This window comes from Novosphingobium sp. PhB57 (genome assembly GCF_004342985.1).
In the GTDB taxonomy this organism is placed as follows: Bacteria; Pseudomonadota; Alphaproteobacteria; order Sphingomonadales; family Sphingomonadaceae; genus Novosphingobium.
In genome coordinates this window covers 39427-65025 of record NZ_SMBO01000006.1, presented here as the reverse complement: position 1 = coordinate 65025, position 25599 = coordinate 39427, and the positions used below count along the sequence as shown (strand labels likewise).

The 25599-nt window shown below is 65.6% G+C and carries 21 protein-coding genes and 1 tRNA gene; 10 read left to right on the top strand and 12 right to left on the bottom strand.

All coding sequences use genetic code 11. The features are described 5' to 3' along the window. Nucleotides 1–23 precede the first annotated feature (23 nt). Both EDF58_RS17795 and EDF58_RS17790 read left to right on the top strand, forming a co-directional pair. Nucleotides 24–980: an SDR family NAD(P)-dependent oxidoreductase gene (locus EDF58_RS17795; protein ID WP_243654349.1), complete on the top strand. Its 957-nt coding sequence runs from the start codon at nucleotides 24–26 to the stop codon at nucleotides 978–980. A gap of 101 nt (nucleotides 981–1081) precedes the next feature. Further along, nucleotides 1082–2968 (top strand): NAD(P)/FAD-dependent oxidoreductase, encoded by a 1887-nt coding sequence (locus EDF58_RS17790; protein ID WP_243654348.1) that lies wholly within the window; start codon nucleotides 1082–1084, stop codon nucleotides 2966–2968. 58 nt (nucleotides 2969–3026) lie between these two features. Here the strand turns inward: EDF58_RS17790 and EDF58_RS17785 are convergent, their stop codons facing one another. From EDF58_RS17785 to EDF58_RS17770, 4 genes are all read right to left on the bottom strand, one after another. Then, nucleotides 3027–3809 (bottom strand): enoyl-CoA hydratase-related protein, encoded by a 783-nt coding sequence (locus EDF58_RS17785; protein WP_243654347.1) that lies wholly within the window; start codon nucleotides 3807–3809, stop codon nucleotides 3027–3029. Between the two features lies 1 nt (nucleotide 3810). Next, complete coding sequence (locus EDF58_RS17780) at nucleotides 3811–5082, bottom strand: acetyl-CoA hydrolase/transferase C-terminal domain-containing protein (protein WP_132268019.1); 1272 nt, start codon at nucleotides 5080–5082, stop codon at nucleotides 3811–3813. Further along, complete coding sequence (locus tag EDF58_RS17775; protein ID WP_132268017.1) at nucleotides 5079–5966, bottom strand: CoA ester lyase; 888 nt, start codon at nucleotides 5964–5966, stop codon at nucleotides 5079–5081. Before EDF58_RS17775 ends, EDF58_RS17780 begins: the two co-directional genes overlap by 4 nt. Before the next feature lie 115 nt (nucleotides 5967–6081). Beyond that, entirely contained in the window at nucleotides 6082–7248 is a 1167-nt protein-coding gene (locus EDF58_RS17770) for an acyl-CoA dehydrogenase family protein (protein WP_132268015.1), read from the bottom strand. Nucleotides 7249–7399: 151 nt separating this feature from the next. Here EDF58_RS17770 and EDF58_RS17765 point away from each other — a divergent pair, with 151 nt between their 5' ends. From EDF58_RS17765 to EDF58_RS17750, 4 genes are all read left to right on the top strand, one after another. Then, nucleotides 7400–8611 carry a CoA transferase gene (locus EDF58_RS17765; protein ID WP_132268014.1) on the top strand — a complete coding sequence of 404 codons (1212 nt, stop codon included), beginning with the start codon at nucleotides 7400–7402 and terminating at the stop codon, nucleotides 8609–8611. 138 nt (nucleotides 8612–8749) lie between these two features. Continuing rightward, the gene (locus tag EDF58_RS17760) at nucleotides 8750–10525 is read left to right on the top strand and encodes a thiamine pyrophosphate-binding protein (protein WP_132268012.1); all 1776 of its coding nucleotides are present in this window, start codon (nucleotides 8750–8752) and stop codon (nucleotides 10523–10525) included. A 94-nt stretch (nucleotides 10526–10619) separates the two neighbouring features. Beyond that, complete coding sequence (locus EDF58_RS17755; protein ID WP_132268011.1) at nucleotides 10620–12041, top strand: aldehyde dehydrogenase family protein; 1422 nt, start codon at nucleotides 10620–10622, stop codon at nucleotides 12039–12041. Nucleotides 12042–12260: 219 nt separating this feature from the next. After that, nucleotides 12261–15212 carry a TonB-dependent receptor gene (locus tag EDF58_RS17750; protein ID WP_132268009.1) on the top strand — a complete coding sequence of 984 codons (2952 nt, stop codon included), beginning with the start codon at nucleotides 12261–12263 and terminating at the stop codon, nucleotides 15210–15212. Nucleotides 15213–15286: 74 nt separating this feature from the next. Here the strand turns inward: EDF58_RS17750 and EDF58_RS17745 are convergent, their stop codons facing one another. From EDF58_RS17745 to accD, 6 genes are all read right to left on the bottom strand, one after another. Continuing rightward, nucleotides 15287–15553 carry a hypothetical protein gene (locus EDF58_RS17745; protein ID WP_132268007.1) on the bottom strand — a complete coding sequence of 89 codons (267 nt, stop codon included), beginning with the start codon at nucleotides 15551–15553 and terminating at the stop codon, nucleotides 15287–15289. Between the two features lie 106 nt (nucleotides 15554–15659). Beyond that, a tRNA-Gly gene (locus tag EDF58_RS17740) sits at nucleotides 15660–15733 on the bottom strand. A 152-nt stretch (nucleotides 15734–15885) separates the two neighbouring features. Beyond that, nucleotides 15886–16833 (bottom strand): acetyl-CoA carboxylase carboxyltransferase subunit alpha, encoded by a 948-nt coding sequence (locus EDF58_RS17735; protein ID WP_132268005.1) that lies wholly within the window; start codon nucleotides 16831–16833, stop codon nucleotides 15886–15888. 35 nt (nucleotides 16834–16868) lie between these two features. Then, entirely contained in the window at nucleotides 16869–18218 is a 1350-nt protein-coding gene (accC, locus tag EDF58_RS17730) for an acetyl-CoA carboxylase biotin carboxylase subunit (RefSeq protein ID WP_132268003.1), read from the bottom strand. A gap of 14 nt (nucleotides 18219–18232) precedes the next feature. Then, nucleotides 18233–18676, bottom strand: a complete 444-nt coding sequence (accB, locus tag EDF58_RS17725; protein WP_132268001.1) for an acetyl-CoA carboxylase biotin carboxyl carrier protein — start codon at nucleotides 18674–18676, stop codon at nucleotides 18233–18235. Next, on the bottom strand, nucleotides 18673–19521 hold the full coding sequence (gene accD / locus EDF58_RS17720; protein WP_132268000.1) for an acetyl-CoA carboxylase, carboxyltransferase subunit beta: 849 nt from the start codon (nucleotides 19519–19521) through the stop codon (nucleotides 18673–18675). Before accD ends, accB begins: the two co-directional genes overlap by 4 nt. Nucleotides 19522–19988: 467 nt before the next feature. Here accD and EDF58_RS17715 point away from each other — a divergent pair, with 467 nt between their 5' ends. The 3 genes from EDF58_RS17715 (at nucleotide 19989) to EDF58_RS17705 (ending at nucleotide 22364) form a co-directional block, all read left to right on the top strand. After that, a complete protein-coding gene (locus EDF58_RS17715) occupies nucleotides 19989–20405 on the top strand; it encodes a secondary thiamine-phosphate synthase enzyme YjbQ (RefSeq protein WP_132267998.1) in 417 nt (138 codons plus the stop codon). A 152-nt stretch (nucleotides 20406–20557) separates the two neighbouring features. After that, nucleotides 20558–21937, top strand: a complete 1380-nt coding sequence (locus EDF58_RS17710) for an L-serine ammonia-lyase (RefSeq protein WP_132267996.1) — start codon at nucleotides 20558–20560, stop codon at nucleotides 21935–21937. A gap of 205 nt (nucleotides 21938–22142) precedes the next feature. After that, nucleotides 22143–22364 (top strand): hypothetical protein, encoded by a 222-nt coding sequence (locus EDF58_RS17705; RefSeq protein WP_132267994.1) that lies wholly within the window; start codon nucleotides 22143–22145, stop codon nucleotides 22362–22364. A 55-nt stretch (nucleotides 22365–22419) separates the two neighbouring features. Here the strand turns inward: EDF58_RS17705 and wecC are convergent, their stop codons facing one another. Together wecC and wecB are read right to left on the bottom strand one after the other, a co-directional pair. Beyond that, nucleotides 22420–23721, bottom strand: a complete 1302-nt coding sequence (wecC, locus tag EDF58_RS17700; RefSeq protein ID WP_132267993.1) for a UDP-N-acetyl-D-mannosamine dehydrogenase — start codon at nucleotides 23719–23721, stop codon at nucleotides 22420–22422. Next, the gene (wecB, locus tag EDF58_RS17695) at nucleotides 23699–24835 is read right to left on the bottom strand and encodes a UDP-N-acetylglucosamine 2-epimerase (non-hydrolyzing) (RefSeq protein ID WP_132268707.1); all 1137 of its coding nucleotides are present in this window, start codon (nucleotides 24833–24835) and stop codon (nucleotides 23699–23701) included. The genes wecC and wecB overlap by 23 nt, the downstream gene beginning before the upstream one ends. A gap of 142 nt (nucleotides 24836–24977) precedes the next feature. Between wecB and dcd the strand changes: the two genes are divergently transcribed. Next, a complete protein-coding gene (gene dcd / locus EDF58_RS17690; RefSeq protein ID WP_132267991.1) occupies nucleotides 24978–25532 on the top strand; it encodes a dCTP deaminase in 555 nt (184 codons plus the stop codon). Nucleotides 25533–25599 lie beyond the last annotated feature (67 nt).

Here is a 25599-nt window from a genome sequence, read left to right as displayed (position 1 = left end):
ACGGGCAACCCGGAGAGCTTACCATGGAAGAGATGCGCTTTGCCCCCTTGCGCTTTGCCCCGTTGCGCTTTGACGGCCGGGTGGCCGTGATTACCGGGGCCGGCCGCGGACTGGGACGGGCTTATGCCCTGCTGCTGGCCGAACGCGGCGCCAAAGTGGTGGTCAACGATCTCGGCGGCGCGATCCGGGGCGATCTCGATGCGCCGGGCGCGGACGTCAGCGTCGCCCAGCAGGTCGTCGACGAGATCGTCGCGGCCGGCGGCGAGGCGATCGCCAACACCGATTCCGTCGGCACGCCCGAAGGCGGCAAGGCGATCATCCAGGCCGCGCTCGACCAATGGGGCCGGATCGACGTGCTTGTCCACAACGCCGGCAACGTCCGCTACGGATCGATCCGCGATCTTTCCGGTGCCGACCTCCATTCCGTGCTCGACGTGCATCTGCTGGGCGCGTTCCATGTGGTGCAGGCCGCATTCGGGCCGATGTGCGACGCGGGATATGGCCGCATCGTGCTGACCAGCTCGGTCGGCGGGCTCTACGGCAATCTCAACTGCGTGAACTACGGCATGTCGAAGTCGGCCATGCTGGGCCTGAACAATATCGCCGCGCTGGAGGGTGAGGCGCACGACGTGAAGTGCAACGTCATCGTGCCCGGCGCGGTGACGCGCATGGCCGAAGGCATCGACATCTCGCAATATCCGCCGATGGAGCCCGAACTGGTCGCCCCGGTGGTCGGCTGGCTGGCGCATGAGAGCTGCCCCGTCACCGGCGAAATGTTCGCCTCCATGGCGGGCCGCGTGGCGCGGATGTTCGTGGCGGAAACGCGCGGAGTCTATCTGCCGGAATGGACGATCGAGGATGTCGCCGCGGCTTCGGATGCGTTCCATGACAAGGCCGAAGTGCTCGATTTCGGCCTGCACGGGCACGTCGATCATATCGGCTATTCGTTCAGGATGGCCACGGCGGGTGCGGATGCCTGACACGCTTAATAAACAACAGTGTTGACAACTAGCACTGCAATTCGCAACTCTGGAATCAAAGGGCGGCCTAAGCAGAGTCGCCGCGAAGAGGATGCCACGCGATGGAAATGACCTGCCTCAAGTCCGACGTGCCTTCGCCCGAGGAACTCGATATCCCGGCGCTCAAGGCCAAGTATCTTCAGGAGCGTGACAAGCGCCTGCGCCGTGAGGGCGGCGAGCAGTACGTGCGGCCGACCGACGACTTTTCCGACAACTACGCCCACGATCCGTTCACGCCAGTGGCTGAGCGCGAAGCGCTGGTGGAGGATATCGACGTTGCCATCCTGGGCGCCGGATTCTCGGGCATCCTGGCCGGCTACCACCTGCACAAGCAGGGCGTTTCCAACGTTCGCAACATCGACCATGCCGGCGGTTTCGGCGGCGTCTGGTACTGGAACCGCTATCCCGGCGTGCAATGTGACAACGACGCCTACTGCTACCTGCCGCTACTCGAAGAAACGGGCTTCATGCCCAGCAAGAAGTTCTCCGACGGCTGGGAAATCCAGCAGTACTGCCAGGACATGGCCGAGCGCTTCGACCTGGCCGACAAGGCGCTGTTCCACACGCTGGTCACCGGCATCCGCTGGGACGAAAGCATCAAGCGCTGGCATGTGACCACCAATCGCGGCGACGACATCCGCGCGCGTTTCGTGGTCATGGCGGGCGGCGTGATGAACATGCCCAAGCTGCCCGGCATCCCCGGCATCCACGATTTCAAGGGCAAGATGTTCCACACCAGCCGGTGGGAGCATGACTACACCGGCGGTTCGTGGACCGCGCCGGAACTGGAAAAGCTGCGCGACAAGCGCGTCGCCATCATCGGCACCGGGGCAACCTCGGTCCAGGCGGTGCCGCACCTCGCCAAGTATGCCAAGCACCTCTACGTGCTGCAGCGCACGCCTTCGAACATCGACGAGCGGCCCAATCCGCCGACGAATCCCGAATGGGCCGCCTCGCTACAGCCCGGCTGGCAGCAGGAGCGCATGGCGAATTTCCACCGCGCCGCGCAGCAGTTCTTCATCCCCGGCGAGCCCGATCTGATCTGCGATATCTGGACCGAGATCAGCCGCAACCTTGCCATCGAACTGGGCGAAGAGGGCTGGCCCGCGCTGGAACCGCTGGAGTTCATGGACCGCCGCGAAGTGGTGGACTTCCAGGTGATGGAACGCCTGCGCCGCCGCGTGGATTCGATCGTCGAGGACAAGGCCACGGCGGAAAAGCTGAAGCCCTACTTCCGCTTCATGTGCAAGCGGCCGCTGTCCAACAACGACTACTACCCCGCGTTCAACCAGCCCAACGTCACGCTGATCGACGTTTCGACGACGCAGGGCGTGGAGCGGATGACCGAGAAGGGCTTCGTGGCCGACGGTGTGGAGCATGAAGTCGACCTGGTGATCTTCGCCAGCGGTTTCGAAGTGACCAGCGACCTCAAGCGCCGCTGGGGCATCGACACCGTGGAAGGGCGCGGCGGCAAGTCGATCTACGACCACTGGACCAATGGCGCGAGCACGTTCCACGGCGTGATCACCGACGAGTTCCCGGCGATGTTCTACATGGGCTACATCCAGGGCGCGACGAACTCCTCCACCACCGAGCAGTTCGGGCGCCAGGCGGAGCACATCGCCTTCATGATCGGCGAGACCAAGCGTCGGGGCGCCAGCACGGTTTCCGCCACCACGGAAGGCGTCGAAGGCTACTGCGCGCACTGCAAGGAAAACGAAGTCGACATGTCCGGCTTCCAGAACGATTGCACGCCCAGCTACTTCAATAACGAGGGCGACAAGGAACTGAAGTGGGCGCTGTTCCGCGGCTATCTGCCCGGTTGGGACGCCTTCCGCGACATGCTGGGCGACTGGCGCAAGAGCGACGGGCATCCTGGCGTGAAGTTCGAGGACGCTTCACCCGACGAGGCGAGAGCAACCGCGGAAAGCCTGGTGGAAGAGCGCTGAGGCGTCACACGGTGGACCAAACCTCTCCCGGCATGTCGGCCGGGAGAGGTAAGTTCGCCTAGCGCCCCTTCCACTCCGGCTTGCGCTTCTCGGCAAAGGCGCGCGGGCCTTCCTGTGCATCCGCGCTGTTGTAGGTGGCCTCATGCGCCGCCCGCGCCGCCTGTAGCGCGGCGGAGCGGCCCATCTCGGTCGAGAGCATCACGGTCTCGCGCGCGGCCTTTACCGATAGGGGCGCGCCTTCCAGCACTTCCAGCGCCAGTTCGATCGCCGCGTCCAGCACCGCACCGGGCTCGGCTAGGCGGTTGACGAGGCCGATCTCGTAAGCGCGCTGGGCGGTGATCGGCTTTCCGGTGAGCATGATCTCCATCATGATCCGCTGCGGGATCATGTGGATCAGCGGCGAGGCCCAAGGGCTGCCGCGCCCAACTTTCACCTCGGTAATGGCGAACTTCGCATGGGTACTGGCGACGCAGAGATCGCAGGCCTGCGCGATCATCCAGCCGCCCGCGAAGGCATGGCCGTTGACGGCGGCGATGGTGGGCTTGGTCAGTTCGATGGTGTCGTAGGGCAGCGCGTAAAGGTCGCGCGGCGGCACGGCCATGCCGGTTTCCACCATCTCCTTCAGGTCGCCGCCGGCGCAGAAGGCCTTGTCGCCGCTGCCGGTGAGGATGGCGATGCGGGCGGAGGCGTCGTTCTCGAAAGTCGCCCAGGCCTCGCGCAGCCCCTCGCGCACTTCGCGGCTCAGGCAATTGCGCTGTTCGGGGCGGTTGATGGTGATGACCGCGATGCCGTCGTCATGGGCATCGTAGAGGACGGCCCGACTTTCTTGCGAACTCGACACTTCAGAAGCCCCTTTTTTCGATCTCATGGGCGGTGCGCGACAGGTCTTCGCGGAAGTCGGGATGGGCGATGGCGACCAGCCGCTTCGCGCGTTCGGCCAGCGACTGCCCCTTGAGCCGGGCCGCGCCGTATTCGGTGACGATCACGTCCACCTCGGTCCTCGCGGTGGTGACCGGGCCGGAGAGTGCGGTCACGATCTTGGAAAGGCTGCCGCCCTTGGCGGTCGAGCCCAGCACCATCAGCGAAGCCCCGCCCGGCGAGCGCGCGCCGGCGCGCACGAAATCGACCTGCCCTCCGGTGCCCCCCAGGTAGCTGGCACCGGACTGTTCGGCATTGACCTGCCCGGTGAGGTCCACTTCCAGCGCCGAATTGATCGTGACGAGGCGGGATAACCGCGAAAGCGTGCCCGCGTCGTGGGTGTAGCTGGTGGGCGTCATGCGGATCGCCGGATTGTTCGCGGCCCAGTCGTAAAGCCGCCGCGTGCCGATCAGCGCGCCGTTGATCGAGACGCCCTTGTCGATCTCCTTGCGGGCATTGGTCAGCACACCGGCTTCGGCAAGGTCGACCAGACCGTCGCCCAGCATCCCGGAATGGACGCCCAGGTCCTTGCGGTCATGCAGCAGGCGCAAGATCGCGTCCGGCACCGCGCCGACGCCGGTTTGCAGCACGGCGCCGTTCCCGATGAATTCGGCGCAGTGGCGGGCGATGGCCTCGTCCGTAGGCCCGATCTTGGCCGGGGCCACTTCCACCGGCGCGCGGCTGACGTGGACGGCGACGTCGATCAACGCGCCGGGGATCGTCTCGCCGGGAACGTAGGGCACTTGCTCGTTGACTTCGGCGATAACGAGGCGGGCCTTGTCCAACGCCGCGCGCACGTAGTCGGAGATCAGGCCGCAGCTGTGGTTGCCTTGCGCGTCGGCCTGGCTGACCTGAATCATCGCCACGTCGCAGGGCATGATGCCCGCTTCGATCAGGCAGGCGACCTGGCTGACGTGGACGGGGATGACGTCCAGCGCATTCGCCTTCGTCATGCTGCGCAGCGCGCCGATCGCGCCCATGCTGGAGAGGCGGAAGGATCGCGCGCTTTCGGGCGTGAACAGGCCGGAGAAGCTGGTGGCGATGAAGGCGTGGAGGCCGCCGATGGCCTCCCCCTGTTCGATCAAGGCTTCCACCAAAGTAGTCGGCTCGCCGCAGGCCTGACCGAAGACCACACGGTCGCCCGGTTTCAAGAACCGGGAGAGATCGAGTTCGGATGCGGCGAGCTTGGTGGTCACAGCTTGCCGGCCTGCCGCAGCAGACGTTCGGCACGGGCGAGGTACGGACGGTCGAGCATGCCGCCCTTCCAGCCGATGGCGCCGACGCCGGGGTTGGCGGCGAACACGTCGACGATCTCCTGCGCTTCGGCGATTTCGGCCTCGGTGGGGGTGAAGGCTTCGTTGATCACCGGGATTTGCGCCGGGTGGATCGCCATCATCCCGCGATAGCCGTCACGGCGCACCTTCTCGGCGCGGGCCTTGAGCGCTTCGAGGTCCTTGAAGTCGGCGCTGATCGTCTCGATCGCGGTCACGCCCGCCGTCGCCGCGCCCAGCACGGTCAAGCTGCGCGCCAGTTCGTAGGTGAAGGAATACGAGCCGTCCGCATTCTTGTTGGACGAAGCGCCGATGGAGTCGGCCAGGTCTTCCGCGCCCCAGGTCAGCGCCACCACGCGCGGTGCGCCCTTGTAGTTGCCGGTGTGGAACATCGCTTCGGCCGTCTCGGTGATCAGCACGATCACCGGGGTCGATCCCTGCTCGATGCCGTTCGCCACTTCCAGCGCTTCGAGGTAGCGGTCCAGCGTTTCCACGTCCTGCCGGCCATAGACCTTGGGCAGCATGATCCCGCCGGGACGCGCGGGCATGATCGCTACGAGGTCGTCCAGCGTGTGCGGGCCGTCGAGCGGGTTGATCCGCACCCAGAGGCGGCCGCGCTGATCGGGGTTGGCGGCAATGAAGTCATGCACCATCGGGCGCGCGGCGGCCTTGGAATCGGGCGCGACGGCGTCTTCCAGGTCGATCAGCACGATGTCGGCCTCGCCCTCCATCGCCTTGGTCATCTTCTTCTCGCTGTCGCCCGGCGCGAAAAGCCAGGAGCGGGCGGCGATTGCTTCGTGCTTGGGCATGTTCTCTCCAGTCGTCATCCCAGCGGAAGCCGGGATCGCGGGCAGCCAGACCCCGCGCTTCCGATTACGGCCCCAGCTTTCGCCGGGATGACGGGCTTTCTCAAGGGGAGCCGCCTCAATAACTCTTGGGCAGTTCCAAAACCCTCTCGGCGATGAAGTTCATGATCTGGTGCGGGCTAACCGGCGCGATGCGCGGGATCATCACTTCGCGCAGGTAGCGCTCGACGTGGTATTCCTGCGCATAGCCCATGCCGCCCATCGACATCACGGCGGTCTGGCACGCCTCGAACCCGGCTTCGGCGGCCAGGTACTTGGCGGAGTTCGCCTCCACGCCGCAGTCCAGCCCCTTGTCGAACAGGGTCGCGGCCTTGAAGACCATCAGGCTGGCTGCCTCCACCTGCATCCATGCCTTGGCGAGCGGGTGCTGGATGCCCTGATTCTGGCCGATCGGCCGCCCGAACACCACGCGTTCCCGCGCATAGCGCGAGGCCCGCTGGATCGCGACGCGGCCCAACCCGGTCGCCTCCGCGCCCAGCAGCACACGTTCGGGATTGAGGCCCTTGAGCAGGATGCGAAAACCCTGGCCTTCCTCACCGATCAGATCCTCGTCTGGGATGAACAGGTCGGTGATGAACATCATGTTGGAGCCGACGGCGTGGCGGCCCATCTTCGGGATGATCCGCGTCTCGATGTGTTCGCGGTCGAGCTTCGTATAGAAAAGACTGAGGCCGTCGGTCTTCTTCTTCACCTGTTCCAGCGGCGTGGTACGGGCGATGATCAGCATCCGGTCGGCGATGTGCGCCTGCGTGATCCACACCTTCTCGCCATTGACGCGGTAGCCGCCCGGCACCTTCTCAGCGCGGGTCTTGAGGCTGGTGGTGTCCAGCCCGGTGTTCGGCTCGGTCACGGCGAAACACATCTTCTCCTCGCCCGACAGGATCGGCGGGATCATCCGCTGCTGCTGTTCCTCGGTGCCGAAAAGCATCACCGGCTCCAGCCCGAAGACGGGCAAGTGGATGGAGGATGCCGCCGTCATGCCGCCGCCGCTTTCGGCCACGGCCTGCATCATCACGGCCGCCTCGGTAATGCCCAGACCTGCGCCGCCCACGCTTTCGGGCATGGCCACGCCCAGCCAGCCGGCGTCGGCCATCGACTTGTGGAACTCGCACGGGAATTCGCCGCTGCGATCCTTTTCCAGCCAGTACTCGTCAGAGAACTGCGAACAGTGCTTGAGAACGGCCTCGCGGATGTTCTGCTGGTCGTCGGTCAGGGCGAAATCCATGGCGTTCCTCTTGTCTTCCCGCTCCCCGAACTAGCAGCCGGCCTTTTGCCTCACAACCATCATCGTGCCGATATGCGTCCATCAAACGCAAATACGAATGGTTTTCGCTCGGGCGTTGCGTTACCCATAGGCCAACGAGAAGGAGAGGGCCTTGACCGCGAGCAAGGATTCGAAAGGTGGCGGACCCCAAGATGGACCATTGAAAGGCCTGCGCGTGGTGGACCTCACCAGCGTGGTCTTCGGCCCCTATGCCACGCAGATCATGGCGGACATGGGCGCGGAAGTTATCAAGGTGGAGCCGCCGGAGGGCGACAACACGCGCTGGATCACCCAGGGCCCGGTGCCGGGCATGGGCGGCATCTACGTCAACGTGAATCGCGGCAAGCGCGGGATCGTGCTGGACTTGCGCGCCGAGCAGGACCGCGAGAGCCTGCGCGCGCTGATCGCCACGGCGGACGTCTTCATCCATTCGATGCGCGGCAGCGCGATCCGCAAGCTGGGCTTCGATTACGAGGCGGTGCGCGCGATCCGGCCGGACATCGTCTACACCAATTGCTACGGCTATTCGCGGCGCGGGCCGGAGGGCGACAAGCCCGCCTATGACGATACGATCCAGGCCGAATGCGGCATCCCGCATGTGCAGGGCCTGATGAACGGCGAGCCCGGCTATGTCGCCACGATCATGGCGGACAAGGTGGCCGGCCTCCACGCGCTCTACGCGACGATGATGGCGCTCTATCACCGCGAGCGCACGGGAGAGGGCCAGGAAGTCGAAGTCACCATGTTCGAGGCGATGACCTCGTTCATGCTGGTGGAGCACGCCAACGGCGCGATGTTCACGCCGCCGACGAGCCCCGCGCATTATCACCGCGCGGTCGAGCCGAACCGGCGGCCATACAAGACGCAGGACGGCTACGTCGCGGCGCTGGTCTACAACGATAAGCACTGGAACGCCTTCGTCGAATCGGTGCAGCCGGAATGGGCAACTGACGAGTTCTCCACGCTGGAAAAGCGCGCCCGCCAGATCGGCCGGGTCTATGGTCTGCTGGGGGAGACGTTCCTGACGCGCACCACGCAGGAATGGCTCGATACCTTGCGCGGCCTGCACATCCCCTGCGCGCCGCTGCGCTCCACCGACGAATTGTTCGACAACGCGCACCTGAACGCCATCGGCTTCTTCGAAGAGGTCGAGACCGAGCAGGGCCCGGTGCGATTCCCCGGCGTGCCCACGTGGTTTTCCGCCACGCCGGGCCGGGTACGCGGGCCAGCGCCGACGCTCGGGCAGGACAACGAAGCGGTGCTCGCAGAACTGGCCGAAGAGGCCCCCAGCGTCGCCCCGGCGATAGCAGTCGATTCCAAGTGAACAGTACTGTTGATTTCACCTGACAGTGTCCCGAGGCTTGGGCTAACCACATGTTCAAGCCGTGCCTTGGGAAAAAGAACGGCAACCTGATTCCCCCCGCATCGCGGGCAGAAAACGGATCGAGAGGAAGGCAAGACGATGTACGACGATCAACCCCAGGCCGAAGCGCCTGTTTCGGCACGCAAGGGCACCCCGGTTTTCAAGCGCATTCTCGACCTGTTCGAGGCTGAGGGCATCAAGACCCTGTTCGGCATACCCGATCCCAACTTCGTCCACTTGTTCCTCGAAGCCGAATCGCGCGGCTGGACCGTCGTTTCGCCGCACCACGAAGCATCTGCCGGCCACATGGCCGCCGCCGCCGCCCGCATCACCGGCAAGCCCGCACTCTGCATCGGCACCCTCGGGCCGGGCATGGCGAACATGATGCCCGCGATTCAGTGCGCCAAGGTTGAGAACGATCCGGTGATCTTCATGGGCGGCCAGCGCGCCCGCATCACCGAGCGCCGCGTGCGCCGCGGTCGCATCCAGTTCGTCCGCCAGGAGCCGATGATCGAGGATTCGGTGAAGTTCTCCAGCTCGATCGAATATGCCGACCAGACCGACGAGATCGTGCGCGAAGCCATCCGCGTCGCCATGTCGGGCACGCCGGGGCCGGCCTATATCGAGTATCCCGCGCACGTCATTCTGGAAGAGCTGGACCTGCCGCCGGTGCTGCCGCCGCACCGCTATCGCCTGACCATGCAGGGCGCCGACGGCGACCGCATTGCCGAAGCGGCCGAGATCATCCGCAACGCCAAGAACCCGGTGCTGCTGGTGGGCCACGGCGTCTACACCGCCAAGGCCGGCGCCTCGGTGAAGGAACTGGCCGAGCTGATGCAGTGCCCGGTCATCCAGACCTCGGGCGGAACCTCGTTCATCGAGGGGCTTGAGGACCGCACCTTCCCCTATGGCTTCTCGGAAGCGTCGATCGACGCCGTGGTCGAAAGCGATTGCTGCGTTGCACTCGCCACCGAACTGGGCGAGCCCAGCCACTATGGCCGCTGGCGCCACTGGGTGGACAACGAAGCCAATCGCAAGTGGATCTACGTCCAGCAGGACCCCACTGCGATCGGCGTCAACCGCCCGATCGACGTGCCGCTGGTGGGCGATGTGCGCGCCGTGGTGCCGCAGCTTGTCCGCGCTCTCAAGGACACGCCGCGCAAGGCTGCATCGTCGCTGGCCGAATATATCCAGCGCGATGCAGACCAGCTGGTCGAACTGGCAGAGGAAGCCGCGACCAAGCCCGATGGCTCCACCGCGAAGATGCACACCAGCCAGTTCGTCACCGAAGCGACAAAGGCCTTCCCGAAGGACGGCATCCTGATCCGCGACGGCGGCGCCACGGTGATCTTCCAGTGGACCTACTCGCAGGCCAAGCCGCACGACGTGATCTGGAACCAGAACTACGGCCACATCGGCACCGGCCTGCCCTATGCCACCGGCGCCATGCTGGCTGATCAGGCAGAGACGGGCAAAGTCCGTCCGGGCATGCTGCTCACGTCCGACTCCTCGTTCCTGTTCCACGTGGGCGAACTGGAAGTGGCGGTGCGCAAGAACCTGCCGCTGGTGGTGATCGTCGGCGTCGACTTCCAGTGGGGCCTCGAAGTGGGCGTCTACAAGCGCACCTTCGGCAAGGGCACCAAGGAAACCGGCGTGCACTGGTCCGACAAGGTCCGCTTCGACAAGATCGCCGAAGGCTTCGGCGCGGCAGGCGAATACGTCGAGAAGGCGGAAGACATCGGCCCGGCCATCCAGCGCGCTTATGAGCGTGGCGGCTGCACCGTGATCCACGTCCCGATCGACCCGGCCGCGAACTCGGAAGAAATGCCGAACTATTCGGAATTCCGCACCTGGTATGCCGAGGGCACCCAGTAAGCCGGACACCGGAAAACCAATGCAGACCTGAAGCGAAGCCGCTCCCTCTCGATCCGAGTGCGGGGCGGTTTTGCTTTAGGAACGGGAGAGAACGATGCGCAATTACACCCAGTTCTACATCGACGGGCAGTGGGTCGATCCCATCGCGCCGCGCACCGCACAAGTCGTCAATCCGGCCACCGAGGAAGTCTCCGGCACGATCTCGCTGGGTTCGGCTGTCGATGTCGACAAGGCTGTGGCCGCCGCCCGCCGCGCCTTCGCCACCTTCGGCGAGACGAGCGCGAAGGAGCGCCTCGATCTGCTCGAAGCGATCCTGGCCGAATACCTGAAGCGCGAAACCGAACTGGGCGAGGCCGTCAGCGAGGAAATGGGCGCGCCGATGTCGCTCGCCTGCGGGTTCCATACGCTGCTGGGCAAGGGCCACCTCTCCACCGCGATCGAAGTGCTGAAGGACTTCAAGTTCGAGGAACAGCGCGGCGTCACCATGATCCGCAAGGAGCCGATCGGCGTTTGCGGCCTCATCACGCCATGGAACTGGCCGATGAACCAGACCTGCGTGAAGATCTTCCCGGCTCTCGCCGCCGGCTGCACGATGATCCTGAAGCCCCCGCAACTGGCGCCGTACTCGGCCCAGATCCTCGCCGAAATCCTGCATGATGCGGGCGTTCCGGCGGGCGTGTTCAACATGGTGCAGGGCAAGGGCAGCGAGATCGGCACCGCGCTGTCCACGCATGAGGACGTGGACATGATCTCCTTCACCGGATCGGAGCCGGTGGGCGTGCAGATCCAGAAGGACGCGGCCGATACCGTGAAGCGCGTCGGCCTCGAACTCGGCGGCAAGTCTGCGTGGATAGTGCTCGACGACGCTTCGCTCGCCACCAATGTCGCCGCCGCCACCGGCGGGATGATGGGCAATTCCGGCCAAACCTGCTCGGCCGGTTCGCGCCTGCTGGTGCCGAACGCGCGCATGGACGATGCTATCGCCGCCGCTACCGAAGCCGCGAACGGCGTCACCGTGGGCGACCCCAAGGGCAACTTCGCGATGGGCCCGGTCGTCTCCAAGAGCCAGTACGAGATCATCCAGGGCTATATCGAGAAGGGCCTGGAGGAAGGCGCCAAGCTGATCGCCGGCGGTCTCGGCAAGCCCGATGGGCTCGACAAGGGCTACTATGTGAAGCCCACCGTATTCGTCGGCACCAATCACATGGTGATCGCGCGCGAGGAAATCTTCGGCCCGGTGCTGGTCATCATCGGCTACGACGACGTCGATCACGCGGTGGAAATCGCCAACGATTCCAACTTCGGCCTGGGCGGCTACGTTTCGGGCGAGGATCTCGATGCGGCGCGGGCGGTTTCGCGCCGGATGCGCACCGGGGCGATCTGGGTCAACGGCGGGTTCGACTTCCACGCGCCCTTCGGGGGCTACAAGCGTTCCGGCAACGGACGCGAATGGGGCGAGCACGGATTTGCCGAATATCTCGAAACAAAATCGGTAGTTGGCTGGAACCAGGCCTGATTGCGGCGGGGGATCTGAGCGGCACCTGGCAGTGCCCTCCGACTCGCCCCCGCATTAAACTGTTGCAATCCTACAACGGACATCCGTGATAATTCCGCCAATGCGTCGTTACATTTCTTGTTAATCGCTACGTAAATCTCTTCGCGTACCGCCGCCGTGTTCCCTTCTGACCACTTCTCGGTCCGACGGGCCGATGCGACTGTCTAAGGAACGCGAAAAATGATGACCCGCAAGGACAAGGTCCTTCTCGGCGGAACGCTTGTGCCGACCCTCGCCTTGCTCTTCCCGCAGCCCATTCTGGCGCAGGAAGCCGGTGATGCCGCAGGCGAAGCGATCGTCGTCACCGGATCGCGGATCGCGCAGGCCTCGTCCGAGGCGCCCAATCCGGTGACCGTGGTAACGGCGAAGGACGTGCTCGAATCAGGCACGACCAACCTGACCGACTTTCTCAAGACCATTCCGGCCTTGCAGAACTCCGTCGGGTCCTATGACACCAGCGGGAGCCGCGCGGGCATCGGCTTCACCGGGCTCAACCTGCTGAACTTGCGCAATCTCGGCACCCAGCGCACTCTGGTGCTGATCGACGGCCGCCGCCAGGTCGCCTCGGTCCCCGGCGTGCAGTCGGTGGATATCAACACCATCCCGCTCGATCTGGTCGAGCGCGTCGAAGTGCTCACCGGCGGCGCATCGGCGGTCTACGGTGCGGACGGGGTATCCGGCGTCGTCAACTTCATCCAGAAGCAGGACTTCGAAGGCCTGACCGCCCGTGTCCAGACGGGCATTTCCGGCCACGGCGATGCGGGCCAGCGCCTGATCGCCCTCACCGCAGGTCACAATTTCGCCGGCGGCCGCGGCAACTTCGCCCTGGCCTGGGAGCACGGCGAGGAAGACCGCCTCAGCGCCCATTCGCGCCGCTATCTCGACGGCGAGAACAAGGTCGACTTCTACCTCAACCCTGCCGATACCGAGGCCGGGCTGACCAATGACGACGGTATCCCCGACTACGTGCCGATGCGGAATATCCGCTATTTCGACACCTCGCGCGCGGGCGGAATCGACGTCAATTTCGACGGTGTGCCCGATTTCGTCGGCGCCGACGGCCAGCCCTTCGATCACGGTACCCTCGTGGCCCCGGCCTACCAGCAAGGCGGCTCGGGCACGCTCGTTTCCGACTATGGAAACGACCTTCTGCCGCAGATCAAGCGCGACGTGGTGAGCGCCTCGGCCCATTTCGACGTCAGCAGTGCGCTGACGCTCTACGCCGAGGGCAAGTATGCCAGCAGCCGCTCCTTCTCGCTGGGGCAGCCGACTTTCGACTATTACCTCTTCATCCCCCAGGACAATCCGTACATCCCCGCGGCCGTCCAGCCCTATATCGATCCGGCGATGGGCGGCGTGCTCGTCAACCGCGACAACTTCGATTTCGGCCGCCGAGGCGAGGACGTGACGCGCGAGACGATCCGCAGCGTCGTCGGCGCGCGCGGGCAGATCAGCCCCAACTTGCGCTACGATTTGTCCTACGTCTTCGGCCAGACCAAGGTGAAATCGCGCTACGTCAACAACATGCTGACCGACCGCTACCTCGCCGCGATCGACGCGGTGAGCGACGGTAACGGCGGCGTGACCTGCCGCGTCAACACCCAGGCCGGATGGACGCCGTTCCAGCCCTACAACCGCAACCGCGCGCCGATCCCGCCCGTGACTTTCGCGCCGGGCGACTGCCTGCCGCTCAACCTCTTCGGTGAGAACAACGCCGCGAACCAGGCCGCGCGGGACTGGATCATGGCCGATACGACCGACCGCACGACGATGACCCAGCATGTCGTCAGCGGCACCCTGACCGGCGACAGCCAGGGCATGCTGGAGCTTCCCGGCGGACCGATCTCCTTCGCGCTGGGCGGCGAATATCGCAAGGAAACCAGCCGGTTCGTGGCCGACGAACTCGTCTCGCAGGGCCTGACCTTAACCAGCGCCCTGGGCGACACCCGCGGCGCGTTCGACGTGTGGGAGGTCTTCGGCGAAGTGAACCTGCCGATCCTGGCGGACATGCCCTTCGCCCATCGCCTGTCCGCCAACGGCGCCGTCCGCTATTCGGACTATTCCACCGTCGGTTCGACCGGCGCCTGGAAGCTGGGCGGCGAGTGGGCCCCGGTGCAGGACGTGACGTTCCGCGGCTCCTACTCGAAGTCGGTCCGCGCGCCGAACATCAGCGAACTCTACACCGGCGCCACGCAGACCTATCAGGCGATCAACGATCCCTGCGGCTCCGCCTATCTGCAGAACGGTACGCAGTACCGTGCAGCGAACTGCAGCGCCCTGCTCACCTCGCTGGGCGCCGACCCTTCCGGCTTCAACGGCGTAACCGGGCAGGTCATTCCCGGCTACGGCGCCGGCAATCCCGACCTGAAGGAGGAAACCGCGAAGACCTGGACCGCAGGAGTGGTGCTCCAGCCCACCTTCCTGCCGCGCCTGACGCTCTCGGCCGACTGGTACGACATCCGCATCCGCAATGCGATCAATGTCACCACCGCCCAGAACCTGGCCGATCTCTGCGTGGATCAGGCCAGCCTCGACAATCCCTATTGCGGCGTGGTCACGCGGCAGAACGGCGGCACCGGCGCGGGCAACATCACCGGCTTCCAGCTGACCCCGTTCAACGTGGCGCAGATCCGCACTTCCGGGCTCGACTTGGCGCTCGCCTATGCGATCCCGACGGCGCGCGCCGGCACCTTCGGCGCGCGGGTCATGGCCAATTACCTGCACCGCCTGGATTCGGTGCCGATCCCCGGCGCGGCCACGGTGAACAACGCCTATGTGGCCGGCGCACCGAAGTACCAGGTCACGGCCGACCTCACCTGGCAGAGCGGCGCCTTCGGCCTCGACTGGCAGATCAACTACGCTTCGGCCGTCTATCGCTACGACCGCCAGACGATCGCCGCCAATCCGGACATCGTCGCGCCCGAATATCTCAAGTTCAAGGCGCGCTTCTCGCACGACCTGAGCCTGACTTACGATGTGGGCGATCAGTTCACGCTCTATGGCGGCGTGACCAACCTGTTCAACCAGAAGCCCGACCTCGGCAGCCTGAACACGCCGATCAGCGCGGTGGGCCGCTATGTGTTCCTGGGCGCCCGGGTCAAGCTGGCCGACCTGTTCGGCGGCGCCAGCTAAGCACGGAGTCCCAAGGAAACGAAAAAAGGGGCCGCGTCGCTGCGGCCCCTTTTTTCATGCCCGGCCCCCGGCGCTCAATCCTGTCCCAGGGCGCCCGCGATCATGAAGCGCCAGGTGTTCGCAGCGTCGTTACGATAGGCCTCCTCGCTCTCGTTGCTGCCGACATGACGCACGATTTCCGCGCCCGATTCCGTCATGTACAGGTCCGGCTCGCGGATCGCCTCGAGCACCGCCCGCGCTGCGGCCTTCAGCTTGTCGCGCGAAAGCGCGTCCACTGCATCCCAATCGCCGTAGCCCAGCGTCTCCGCCAGAGCCCGCATTCCCCGTTCGACAGGCGTCATTTCGCATCCCTCATAGCCCCAAGGCCCGTCCAGACACACCATGCGCCCGGATTTGTCCAGCCGGGACGCCAGAATCCGGCAGCGAGATCGAATCTAATGAGAAGTTTGGAGCGGGTGAAGGGAATCGAACCCTCGTATTCAGCTTGGGAAGCTGCTGCTCTACCATTGAGCTACACCCGCGGATCGGCGGCGATGCAGCGCATCGGCGATCGGTAAGCCCGCGCTCTGACACAGCGGGCCGGGACGGTCAATGGGGATGGCGCCGCCCTTTTCCTGCAGGAAGAGCGACCGGAAGAGGCACCGACCCACCGGCCGGCGCCTCTTCCTGGAAATCACGCGCGGCCGATGGCCAGGAAGCGTTCCTCGCGGCGGGCGAGCAAGTCGCTGGCCGGAAGTGCGTCCAGCGTGTCCAGTTCCTCTTCGATCGCGGCGAACAGCGACCGGGCGGTGGCCGGGGCATCGCGGTGAGCGCCGCCGACGGGTTCGGAAACGACGCGCTCGATCACGTTCAGCGACAGCAGATCCTGGGCGGTGACTTTCATGGCCTCCGCTGCGTCGGGAGCCTTGTCGGGCGTGCGCCACAGGATCGAGGAGGCACCTTCCGGCGAGATCACCGAGTAGATCGAGTGTTCCAGCATGAGCACGCGGTCGGCCGCGGCCAGCGCCACGGCGCCGCCCGAACCGCCCTCGCCCACGATTGCCGAGACGATCGGCACCGGCACGGCAAGGCAGGCTTCGATCGAACGTGCGATCGCTTCGGCCTGGCCGCGCTCCTCGGCTTCGATGCCCGGGAATGCACCGGCCGTATCGACCAGCGTGACGACCGGCAGGCCGAACTTGCCCGCCATTTCCATCAGGCGGATCGCCTTGCGATAGCCCTCGGGCTTGGCGGAGCCGAAGTTGTGCTTGATGCGGCTGGGCGTGTCGTGGCCCTTTTCATGGCCGAGCACCATGACCTTGCGGCCATTGAGCCGGGCCAGGCCGCCGATGATCGCCGCATCCTCGCCATAGACGCGGTCGCCCGCGAGCGGAACGAAGTCGGTGAAGCCGAGGCGCAGGTAGTCGAGGAAGTGGGGCCGCTGCGGATGGCGGGCCACTTGCGTCTTCTGCCAGGGCGTCAGCTTGCCGTAAGTCGCCGCCAGCATGCCGGCGCTCTTCTTCTCCAGCCGGGCGATCTCGCCCGCGATGTCGAGGTCGCTGTCGCTGGCGGTCGTGCGCAGCTCCGCGATGCGCGCCTCGAGCGCGGCGATCGGCTTTTCGAATTCAAGGAACGAGATCATGCTCTTTTCCGTCTACCTGCCTGGTCCAGCGCGCCTCAACCGGCGCGCTTGGCCAGCCATTCTTCCAGCCACTTGATCGTATATTCGCCGCTCTGGAACTCGGGGTCCTCGAGCAGGGCCTGGTGCATCGGGATCGAGGTCTTCACCCCGTCGATCACCATTTCCTCCAGCGCGCGCTTCAGGCGCATGATCGCACCCTGGCGGGTACGGCCGGAGACGATCAGCTTGCCGATCATCGAATCGTAGTACGGCGGAATCCGGTAGCCCGAATAAAGCCCCGAATCGACGCGCACGTTCATGCCGCCGGCCGCGTGGTAGTTGGTGACCTGGCCGGGCGAGGGCGTGAAGTTCCACGGGTCTTCCGCATTGATGCGGCACTCGATGGCGTGGCCCTTGAACTCGATGGCGTCCTGCGTGAAGGTCAGCGGCTTGCCGTCGGCAACGCGGATCTGTTCGCGCACGAGATCGACGCCGGTGATGGCCTCGGTCACCGGATGCTCCACCTGCAGGCGGGTGTTCATCTCGATGAAGTAGAACTCACCGTTTTCCCAGAGGAACTCGATGGTGCCGGCGCCGCGATAGGCCATGTCGGCCATCGCCTTGGAGACGATGCCGCCCATGCGGTCGCGCTCTTCGGGGGTGATGACCGGCGAAGGCGCTTCTTCCAGCACCTTCTGGTGGCGGCGCTGGAGCGAGCAGTCACGCTCGCCAAGGTGTACGGCCGCACCGTTGCCGTCGCCGAACACCTGAAACTCGATGTGGCGCGGGTTGCCAAGGTACTTTTCCATGTAGACCGTGGCGTCGCCGAAGGCCGCCTTGGCCTCCGAGCGGGCCTGGCCCATCTGGCTTTCCAGTTCCTCGGCCGAATTCACGACCTTCATGCCGCGGCCACCGCCGCCGGAAGCGGCCTTGATGATGACCGGATAGCCGATGGTCTCGGCCAGTGCGCGCGCCTCGTCGAAGTCCTCGATCGCACCATCGGAGCCCGGAACCAGCGGCAGGCCGAGCGCCCCGGCGGTGCGCTTGGCTTCCACCTTGTCGCCCATCGTGCGGATGTGCTCGGGCTTGGGGCCGACCCAGACCAGACCATGCGCCTCGACGATCTCCGCGAACTGGGCGTTCTCGGAAAGGAAGCCATAGCCGGGGTGGATCGCGTCGGCCTGGGTGATCTCGGCCGCGGCGATGATCGCCGCGACGTTCAGATACGAGTCCTTGGCCGCCGGCGGGCCGATGCAGACGGCATGGTCGGCCAGCCGCACATGCATGGCGTCAGCGTCGGCGGTCGAGTGGACCGCCACGGTCTCGATGCCCATCTCGCGCGCCGCGCGGTGGATGCGCAGCGCGATCTCGCCGCGGTTGGCAATCAGGAGGCGCTTGATACTCATGAAGCGTCCGGTCCTCAGGCGATAACGACGAGCGGCTGGTCGAATTCGACCGGCTGCTGGTTGTCGACGAGGATGGCCTGGATCGTGCCGCTCTTGGGAGCGTTGATCTGGTTCATGACCTTCATGGCCTCGACGATCAGCAGCACGTCACCCGCCTTGACCTGCTGGCCGACGCTGATGAAGTTCGGCGCGCTGGGCTCGGGCGCGAGGTAGACGGTGCCGACCATGGGCGACTTGACCGCATCGACCGGAGCGGCCGGAGCCGCTTCGGCGACCGGCGCGGCAGCAGCGGCAACCGGCGCGGCGGCCAGGGCCGGGGCGGCAGCGGCAACGATCTGCTGTGCGACCTGACGCACGACCTTGATCTTGCGTTCGCCGTCCTCGACCTCGATTTCGGTCAGGCCGGTTTCAGCAAGGAGCTCGGCGAGCTCGCGTACCAGCGCGCTGTCGATGTTCACGCAACTTCCTTTCGTTCAAGATATTCGAGCAGCGAGGCCAGCGTGTCTTTGAGGTCCTTGCGTTGGACCACCATGTCCACCATGCCGTGGGCATGGAGGTACTCGGCGCGCTGGAAGCCGTCGGGGAGTTTTTCGCGGATGGTGTCCTGGATCACGCGCTGGCCGGCAAAGCCGATGAGCGCGCCCGGCTCGGCGATCTGGACGTCGCCCAGCATCGCGTAGCTGGCAGTGACGCCGCCGGTGGTGGGATCCGTCAGGACGACGATATAGGGAAGCCCGGCCCGCGCCAGGCGGCGGATGGCCACGGTGGCCTTGGGCATCTGCATGAGCGAGAGGATGCCCTCCTGCATGCGGGCGCCGCCCGCTGCCGTGCAGATCACGTAGCCGCAATCTTCGGCAATGGCGCGTTCGACGGCCTCGACGAAGGCCTCGCCCACGGCCATGCCCATCGACCCGCCCATGAAGGCGAAGTCCTGCACGCCGAGCACGACCTTGCGCCCATCGATCGCGCCGAGCGCATTGGTGAGCGCATCGGGGAACGGATTGGCGGCGCGAGCGGCCTTGAGACGGTCGGAATACTTCTTGCTGTCGCGGAAGTTCAGCGGGTTCTCGGGGACCCGGGCCGCGGGCAGCACGGAATAACCGGCATCGAGCAGCTGGTCGAAGCGGGTCTGCGCACCGATGCGGCCATGGAACTGGCAACGCGGGCAGACCGACAGATTGTCCTCGAACTCCTTGGTGAAGAGCATCTCGCCACACCCGCGACACTTGGTCCACAGGTTGTCGGGCGTATCCCGCTTCTTCAGGCTCCCGAGGGAATTGCGTACCTTGCTAAGCCAACTCATGACGAACCCTTGCGTGAATCTCATGCGGCCCGGTGAGTCCGGGCTCGCCTGCTGGATCGACCGGGCGCAATGCCTGGGGCTGGTATTCCTGCGCCCCTTGCGACCGAACGATCTCTATGTGCGACGTGCTCCGCGCTGGCCTGTCGGGCCCGCCGCCGAGCGCGGCAATACGCGGGGACAATGGGTTGATCAATCGCCAGAACGCGTCGGTATGCGCAAAAAGTGCCGCACGCCCTGCCGAAGGGAGGGTGAAAGGCGCAGAAATCCGCGAATCCGGCAGGCCATCGGGCACCCCCTCAAAAGATCCATGGAAACGGCGAGAACAGGGTTTTTTCACCCCTTTACCAATAGGTCAAGCGGCAAATGCGTGACCTTTCGAACACGGCTTGGCCATTTCGCCCCCTCCCCGCGCCGGCCGGGCAGCACGCGATTGATGCTGCGCGCGGAGCGGTTCAGGGTGGCGCGCGATGAAACAGGCGACCAAGATCCTCGCGTTCGAGACACCCGGCCGGGGCCTCACCGATATCACCCGCACGATAGCCCGATGGCAGCAGGAGAGCGGCATCGGCGAAGGGCTGCTGACCATGCTCTGCCGCCACACCTCGGCCTCGCTGCTGATCCAGGAGAACGCGGCGCCGGAAGTGCGCGGTGACCTGATGGCATGGCTCGACCGGGTCGCGCCCGAAGGCGGGCACTACGCCCATGACGACGAGGGACCGGACGACATGCCCGCGCACCTCAAGGCCGTGCTCACCGGCGTGAATCTCGCGGTTCCGGTGATCGGCGGCCGGCTGGCGCTGGGCACCTGGCAGGGGATCTACCTCGCCGAGCATCGACGCAGGCCGCATCGGCGGGAACTGGCGCTGCACCTGATCGGAACCTGATCCATGCCCCCTCCCGGCGGCCGGGCGGACTGTTCCGCCCGGATCGCGCTCGCGGCTCTTGCATCCGCCCCCGCGATGCCTATCCACGCTGGCTACCTGGATTTCGGAGACTGTGCCGTGTTCTTCCCCCTTTTCCTGCATGAGTCTCTCTCTTGATCTCGGCACTCGACCTTTTCCGCATCGGTCTTGGCCCTTCCAGTTCGCACACGGTCGGCCCGATGCGAATCGCCGCCCGGTTCCTCCAGACGCTGGATGACGCCGGACAATTCGCCGCGATCGCGCGGGTGCTGGTGGAATTGCAGGGCTCGCTGGCGCTGACGGGCGAAGGCCACGGCACGCCGGACGCCTGCCTGATGGGGCTGATCGGCTTCCAGCCCGAGACCGCCGAACCCGAGGAAGCCCAGGCCGCCGCCGCCGCCGTGCGCGAGACACACCGGATCGCGCTGCTCGGCCGGCGCGAGATCGCCTTCGATCCTGCCACCGATCTCGTGCTCGATTTCGAGCACATTCCCGACCTTCATCCCAATGGCATGGTGCTGACCGCCTTCGACGAAACCGGCGCGGAACTCGCCCGGCACGATTATTTCTCGACGGGCGGCGGCTTCTTTTCCAGCCGCCACCAGCTGGAACAACCCGCGCCGGACGATCAGGTGACGCACGGCCCGCCGGTCGCCTGGCCCTTCGGCTCGGGCGCGCAGCTTCTGGAAGTCTGCGAGACCAGCGGGCTCGACATCGCGGGCGTCATGCTGGCCAACGAGGCCGCGCGCCGTGACGAGGCGGAGACCCTCGCCGGGCTGGATGCCATCGCCGATGCCATGAATGCCTGCATAGACCGCGGCCTCGAACGCGAGGGCCTGCTGCCCGGCGCGCTCAAGGTCCGCCGCCGCGCCCGCGCGATCCACCAGAACCTGATCTCGCGCCCACAGGACAACCAGGCCGAGACGCTGATGGACTGGCTGAACCTCTATGCCATGGCGGTGAACGAGGAAAATGCCAGCGGCGGCCGGGTCGTCACAGCCCCCACCAACGGCGCGGCCGGCATCATCCCCTCGCTTCTGCGGCAATATTGCAGCGAAGGACGCAAGGCCGTGCCCGGCAAGGCGCGCCGCTACCTGCTCACCGCTGCCGGGATCGGCCTGCTCTACAAGCAGCGCGCCTCGATCTCGGGGGCCGAAATGGGTTGCCAGGGCGAAGTGGGCGTCGCCTGCTCTATGGCGGCAGCGGGGCTGGCGGCGGTCTGGGGCGGCACGCCCGAACAGGTCTGTGCGGCGGCCGAGATCGGCATGGAGCACAACCTCGGCCTCACCTGCGATCCCGTCGGCGGTCTGGTGCAGATCCCCTGCATCGAACGCAATGCGATCGCCTCGGTCAAGGCGGTCAATGCTGCCAAGCTCGCGCTTCATGCGGGCGAGACCCCGCGGGTGTCGCTTGACCAGGTGATCGAGACGATGCGCCAGACCGGGCTCGACATGTCCAGCAAGTACAAGGAAACCAGCCAGGGCGGGCTGGCGATCAACGTGGTGGCCTGCTGACGGCAAGCCTCGCGCGCGGCTTCACTCAGGACCTCGCACGGGGCCGCGCATCAGGGGCGAGCCGGCCCGTTCCCACGCCCCATCCTTTCCGATGTTCACCGCAACTTCAGGCACTCTCGTGCTTTGCACCTCCCGCGCGGCGGGTGCGACGCTGCGATCGCCAGAAAAGTCAGGCGAACGTTTGAATTTCAGAAGGATACCAACAATGACGAAGACCGGCGCCACTCTCCTTGCCGCCCTCGCACTGGGCGCGCTCGTTCCTGCCGGTGCCGCCATGGCCCAGCCTGAGCGTCATCCCACGCCGCATCACCAGACCGTGGTGAAGAAGACGACGGTGAAGAAAACCGCCGTCCGCAAGCCCGTGCACAAGAAGGTCACCTGCCGCTACGTCGTGCAGCACGGCCGCAAGGTAAAGGTCTGCCGCTGACGCCTTCCCGGCCCTCGTTCCCGCGGGGGCCGGACGTGATGGAAGGGCGCTGGCCTCAGGCCGTCAGCGCCAGCCGCGCCTCTTCCTCGCGCACGACGCGGGGCTGGTCCGGCCAGATGCCGCGCGTATCGTAGACTAGCTTTTCCGCACGCTCGGCCAGCGGCACCACGCGGAACACGTCATGGTCGACCAGGACGATCAGGATTTCGCAAGTCTCCAGCGCATCGTCGATGTCGATCTGGACAGCGCCCGTATCGGTGAACTCGATGGGCAACTGCGCCGCGTAAGGTTCCACCACATGGATGCGGCTGCCGAACTTGCGGGCCAGACGGCTCGTGACGAAGCGAGCCGGGCTCTCGCGGAAATCGTCGATATTGGCCTTGAAGGCGAGCCCCAGGCAGGCGACCTTCGCCTCGGGATTGGCCTCTACCAGGGCTTCGGCCTTGGCGATGACATGGCTCATCTTGTGGTCGTTGACGCCGCGCGCAGTGCGGATCAGCGGCGTTTCCTCGGGCGCACCGTGGACGATGAACCAGGGATCGACGGCGATGCAGTGCCCGCCCACGCCCGGTCCCGGCGTCAGGATGTTGACGCGCGGATGGCGGTTGGCGAGGCGGATGACTTCCCACACGTCCAGCCCCATGCGGTCCGCCACCATCGACAGCTCGTTGGCGAAAGCAATGTTGACGTCGCGATAGGCGTTCTCGACCAGCTTGGTCATCTCGGCCGATCGGGCATCGGTGGTCACGCACTCGCCGCGCACGAAGCGCTTGTAGAACGCCAGCGCCTTGCGCGCGCAGCGCGGGGTGATGCCGCCGATCGAGCGATCGTTGTTGGTCAGTTCCTCAAGGATGCGGCCGGGCAGCACCCGCTCGGGGCAATAGGCGATCGAGACATCCGGGATGTCGCGCGTCTTGCCGGGGATCTTCAGGTCCGGCCGCAGCTCGGCGATCAGATCGCGCAGCTGATCGGTCGTGCCGACCGGCGACGTCGATTCGAGAATCACCACGTCCCCCGCCTTGAGCACCGCGGCGACCGAGCGACCGGCGGCGAGGACATAGGAGATGTCCGGCGCGTGGTCCTTGTCGAACGGCGTGGGCACCGCAATCACGAAGACATCGGCAGGCGCGATCTCGGTGGCGGCCGAAAGCAGCCCGCGCGACACGACGCCTTGCACAAGGCCGTCGAGATCGACTTCCTCGATATGAATCTCGCCGCGGTTGATGGTGTCCACGACGTTCTGCGAGACGTCGAGGCCAAGCACCTTGCACCCGGCGCGGGCGATCACGGCAGCGGTGGGAAGGCCGATATAGCCAAGACCCACGACACAGACGTCAGGCTTCGAATCCGATTTCATGCGCAAGCAGCTCCACGATTCGGCGCGAAGTCTGCCCATCTCCGAAGGGATTGTGAGCGCGCGCCATGGTCTCGTAGGCTCCCCTATCATCCAACAAGGTTGATATTTCGGTAACGATCGTCTCGGCCGAGGTTCCCACCAGCTTCGCGGTGCCGGCCGCGACGCCTTCCGGCCGTTCGGTGGTTTCGCGCATGACCAGCACCGGCTTGCCCAGCGCCGGCGCTTCTTCCTGCACGCCGCCCGAATCGGTCAGCATGATCTCGGAGATCGCCAGCAGCCGTGCAAAGTGCGGATAGTCCAGCGGCTCGATCAGGGCGACGTTGTCCAGCCCGGAAAGCCGCTCGTTCATGACCTTGCGCACATTGGGGTTGAGGTGGACCGGGAAGATCACGGCCGTATCGCTCCGCTCGGCGATGCGGCGAATGGCCTGGGCGATCTGCTCCATGCCCTCTCCGAAATTCTCGCGCCGATGGCTGGTGACGCCGATGATCCGTTTGCCCGCAAAGCGCGTCTCAAGATCGGCCAGCCCCGCGGCCAGCGCCGGTTCGCGCGCGATTTCGGCTGTCACCCATTCCAGCGCATCGATCACGGTATTGCCCGTGACATGGACGCGCGAGGGATCGACGTTCTCGTTGACCAGGGCGTTCCGCGACGTTTCCGTGGGCGCGAAGTGCAGGCTGGCCATGCCGCCGATGATCTTGCGGTTCACCTCCTCGGGCCAGGGATGGTAGATATTGCCCGAGCGCAGCCCCGCCTCGACATGGTCGACCGGCAGCTTGCGGTAATAGGCCGCCAGCGCCCCCGCCATCGCCGTGGCCGTATCGCCCTGCACGATGACGCGGTCCGGCCTGGCCGCGTCCATCACTTTGCCCAGCCCCGTCAGCAGGTTCGCCGTGAGCGCATCCAGCGTCTGGTCCGGCTGCATCACGTCGAGATCGTGATCGGGTACGATCCCGGCAATCTCCAGCACCTGGTCCAGCATCTGGCGATGCTGCGCCGAGACGCAGACTACGCATTCGAAACGCGGATCGGCCTTGAGCGCGTGGATCACGGGAAACAGCTTGATCGCTTCCGGGCGCGTGCCGAAGACGACGAGGATACGGGCCGGGGTCATGCGGGTCTGGGCGGTCATGCGGCGGACATAGCAGCGGAGGGGTAAGGGTGAAGTTAAAAGACCGAACGCCGCTCCATTTCCGGGCGTGGACAAGGTGGCCGGGGGGCTTGCCCCGGCCCCGCCCATCGGCAATCACTCTGCCATGTCTATCCTGAGCGACAAATGGATCCGCAGCCAAGCGCTGGAAAACGGCATGATCGAGCCTTTCGTCGAGGCCCAGCGCCGCGACGGCTGCATCTCCTACGGCTTGTCCTCCTACGGCTACGACGCCCGCGTCGCGCCGGAGTTCAAGATCTTCACCAATGTCGATTCGGCGGTGGTCGATCCCAAGAACTTCGACAACAATTCCTTCGTGAACCGCGAAACCGACGTCTGCGTGATCCCGCCGAATTCCTTCGCGCTGGCCCGCACGGTCGAATATTTCCGCGTACCGCGTGACGTCCTGGTCATCTGCCTGGGCAAGAGCACTTATGCCCGCTGCGGCATCATCGTGAACGTCACCCCGCTGGAACCGGGCTGGGAAGGCCACGTCACGCTGGAATTCTCGAACACGACACCGCTGCCCGCGAAGATCTATGCCAACGAAGGCGCCTGCCAGTTCCTCTTCCTCAAGGGCAACGAACCCTGCGAGACGAGCTATGCCGACCGCGCCGGCAAGTACATGGGCCAGCTCGGCGTAACCCTTCCCAAGCTCTAGGCCCGGGCGCCAGGGAACAATCCCCCGATACGTCCGCTTCTCCCGGCATGAACGCCATGTCGGGAGA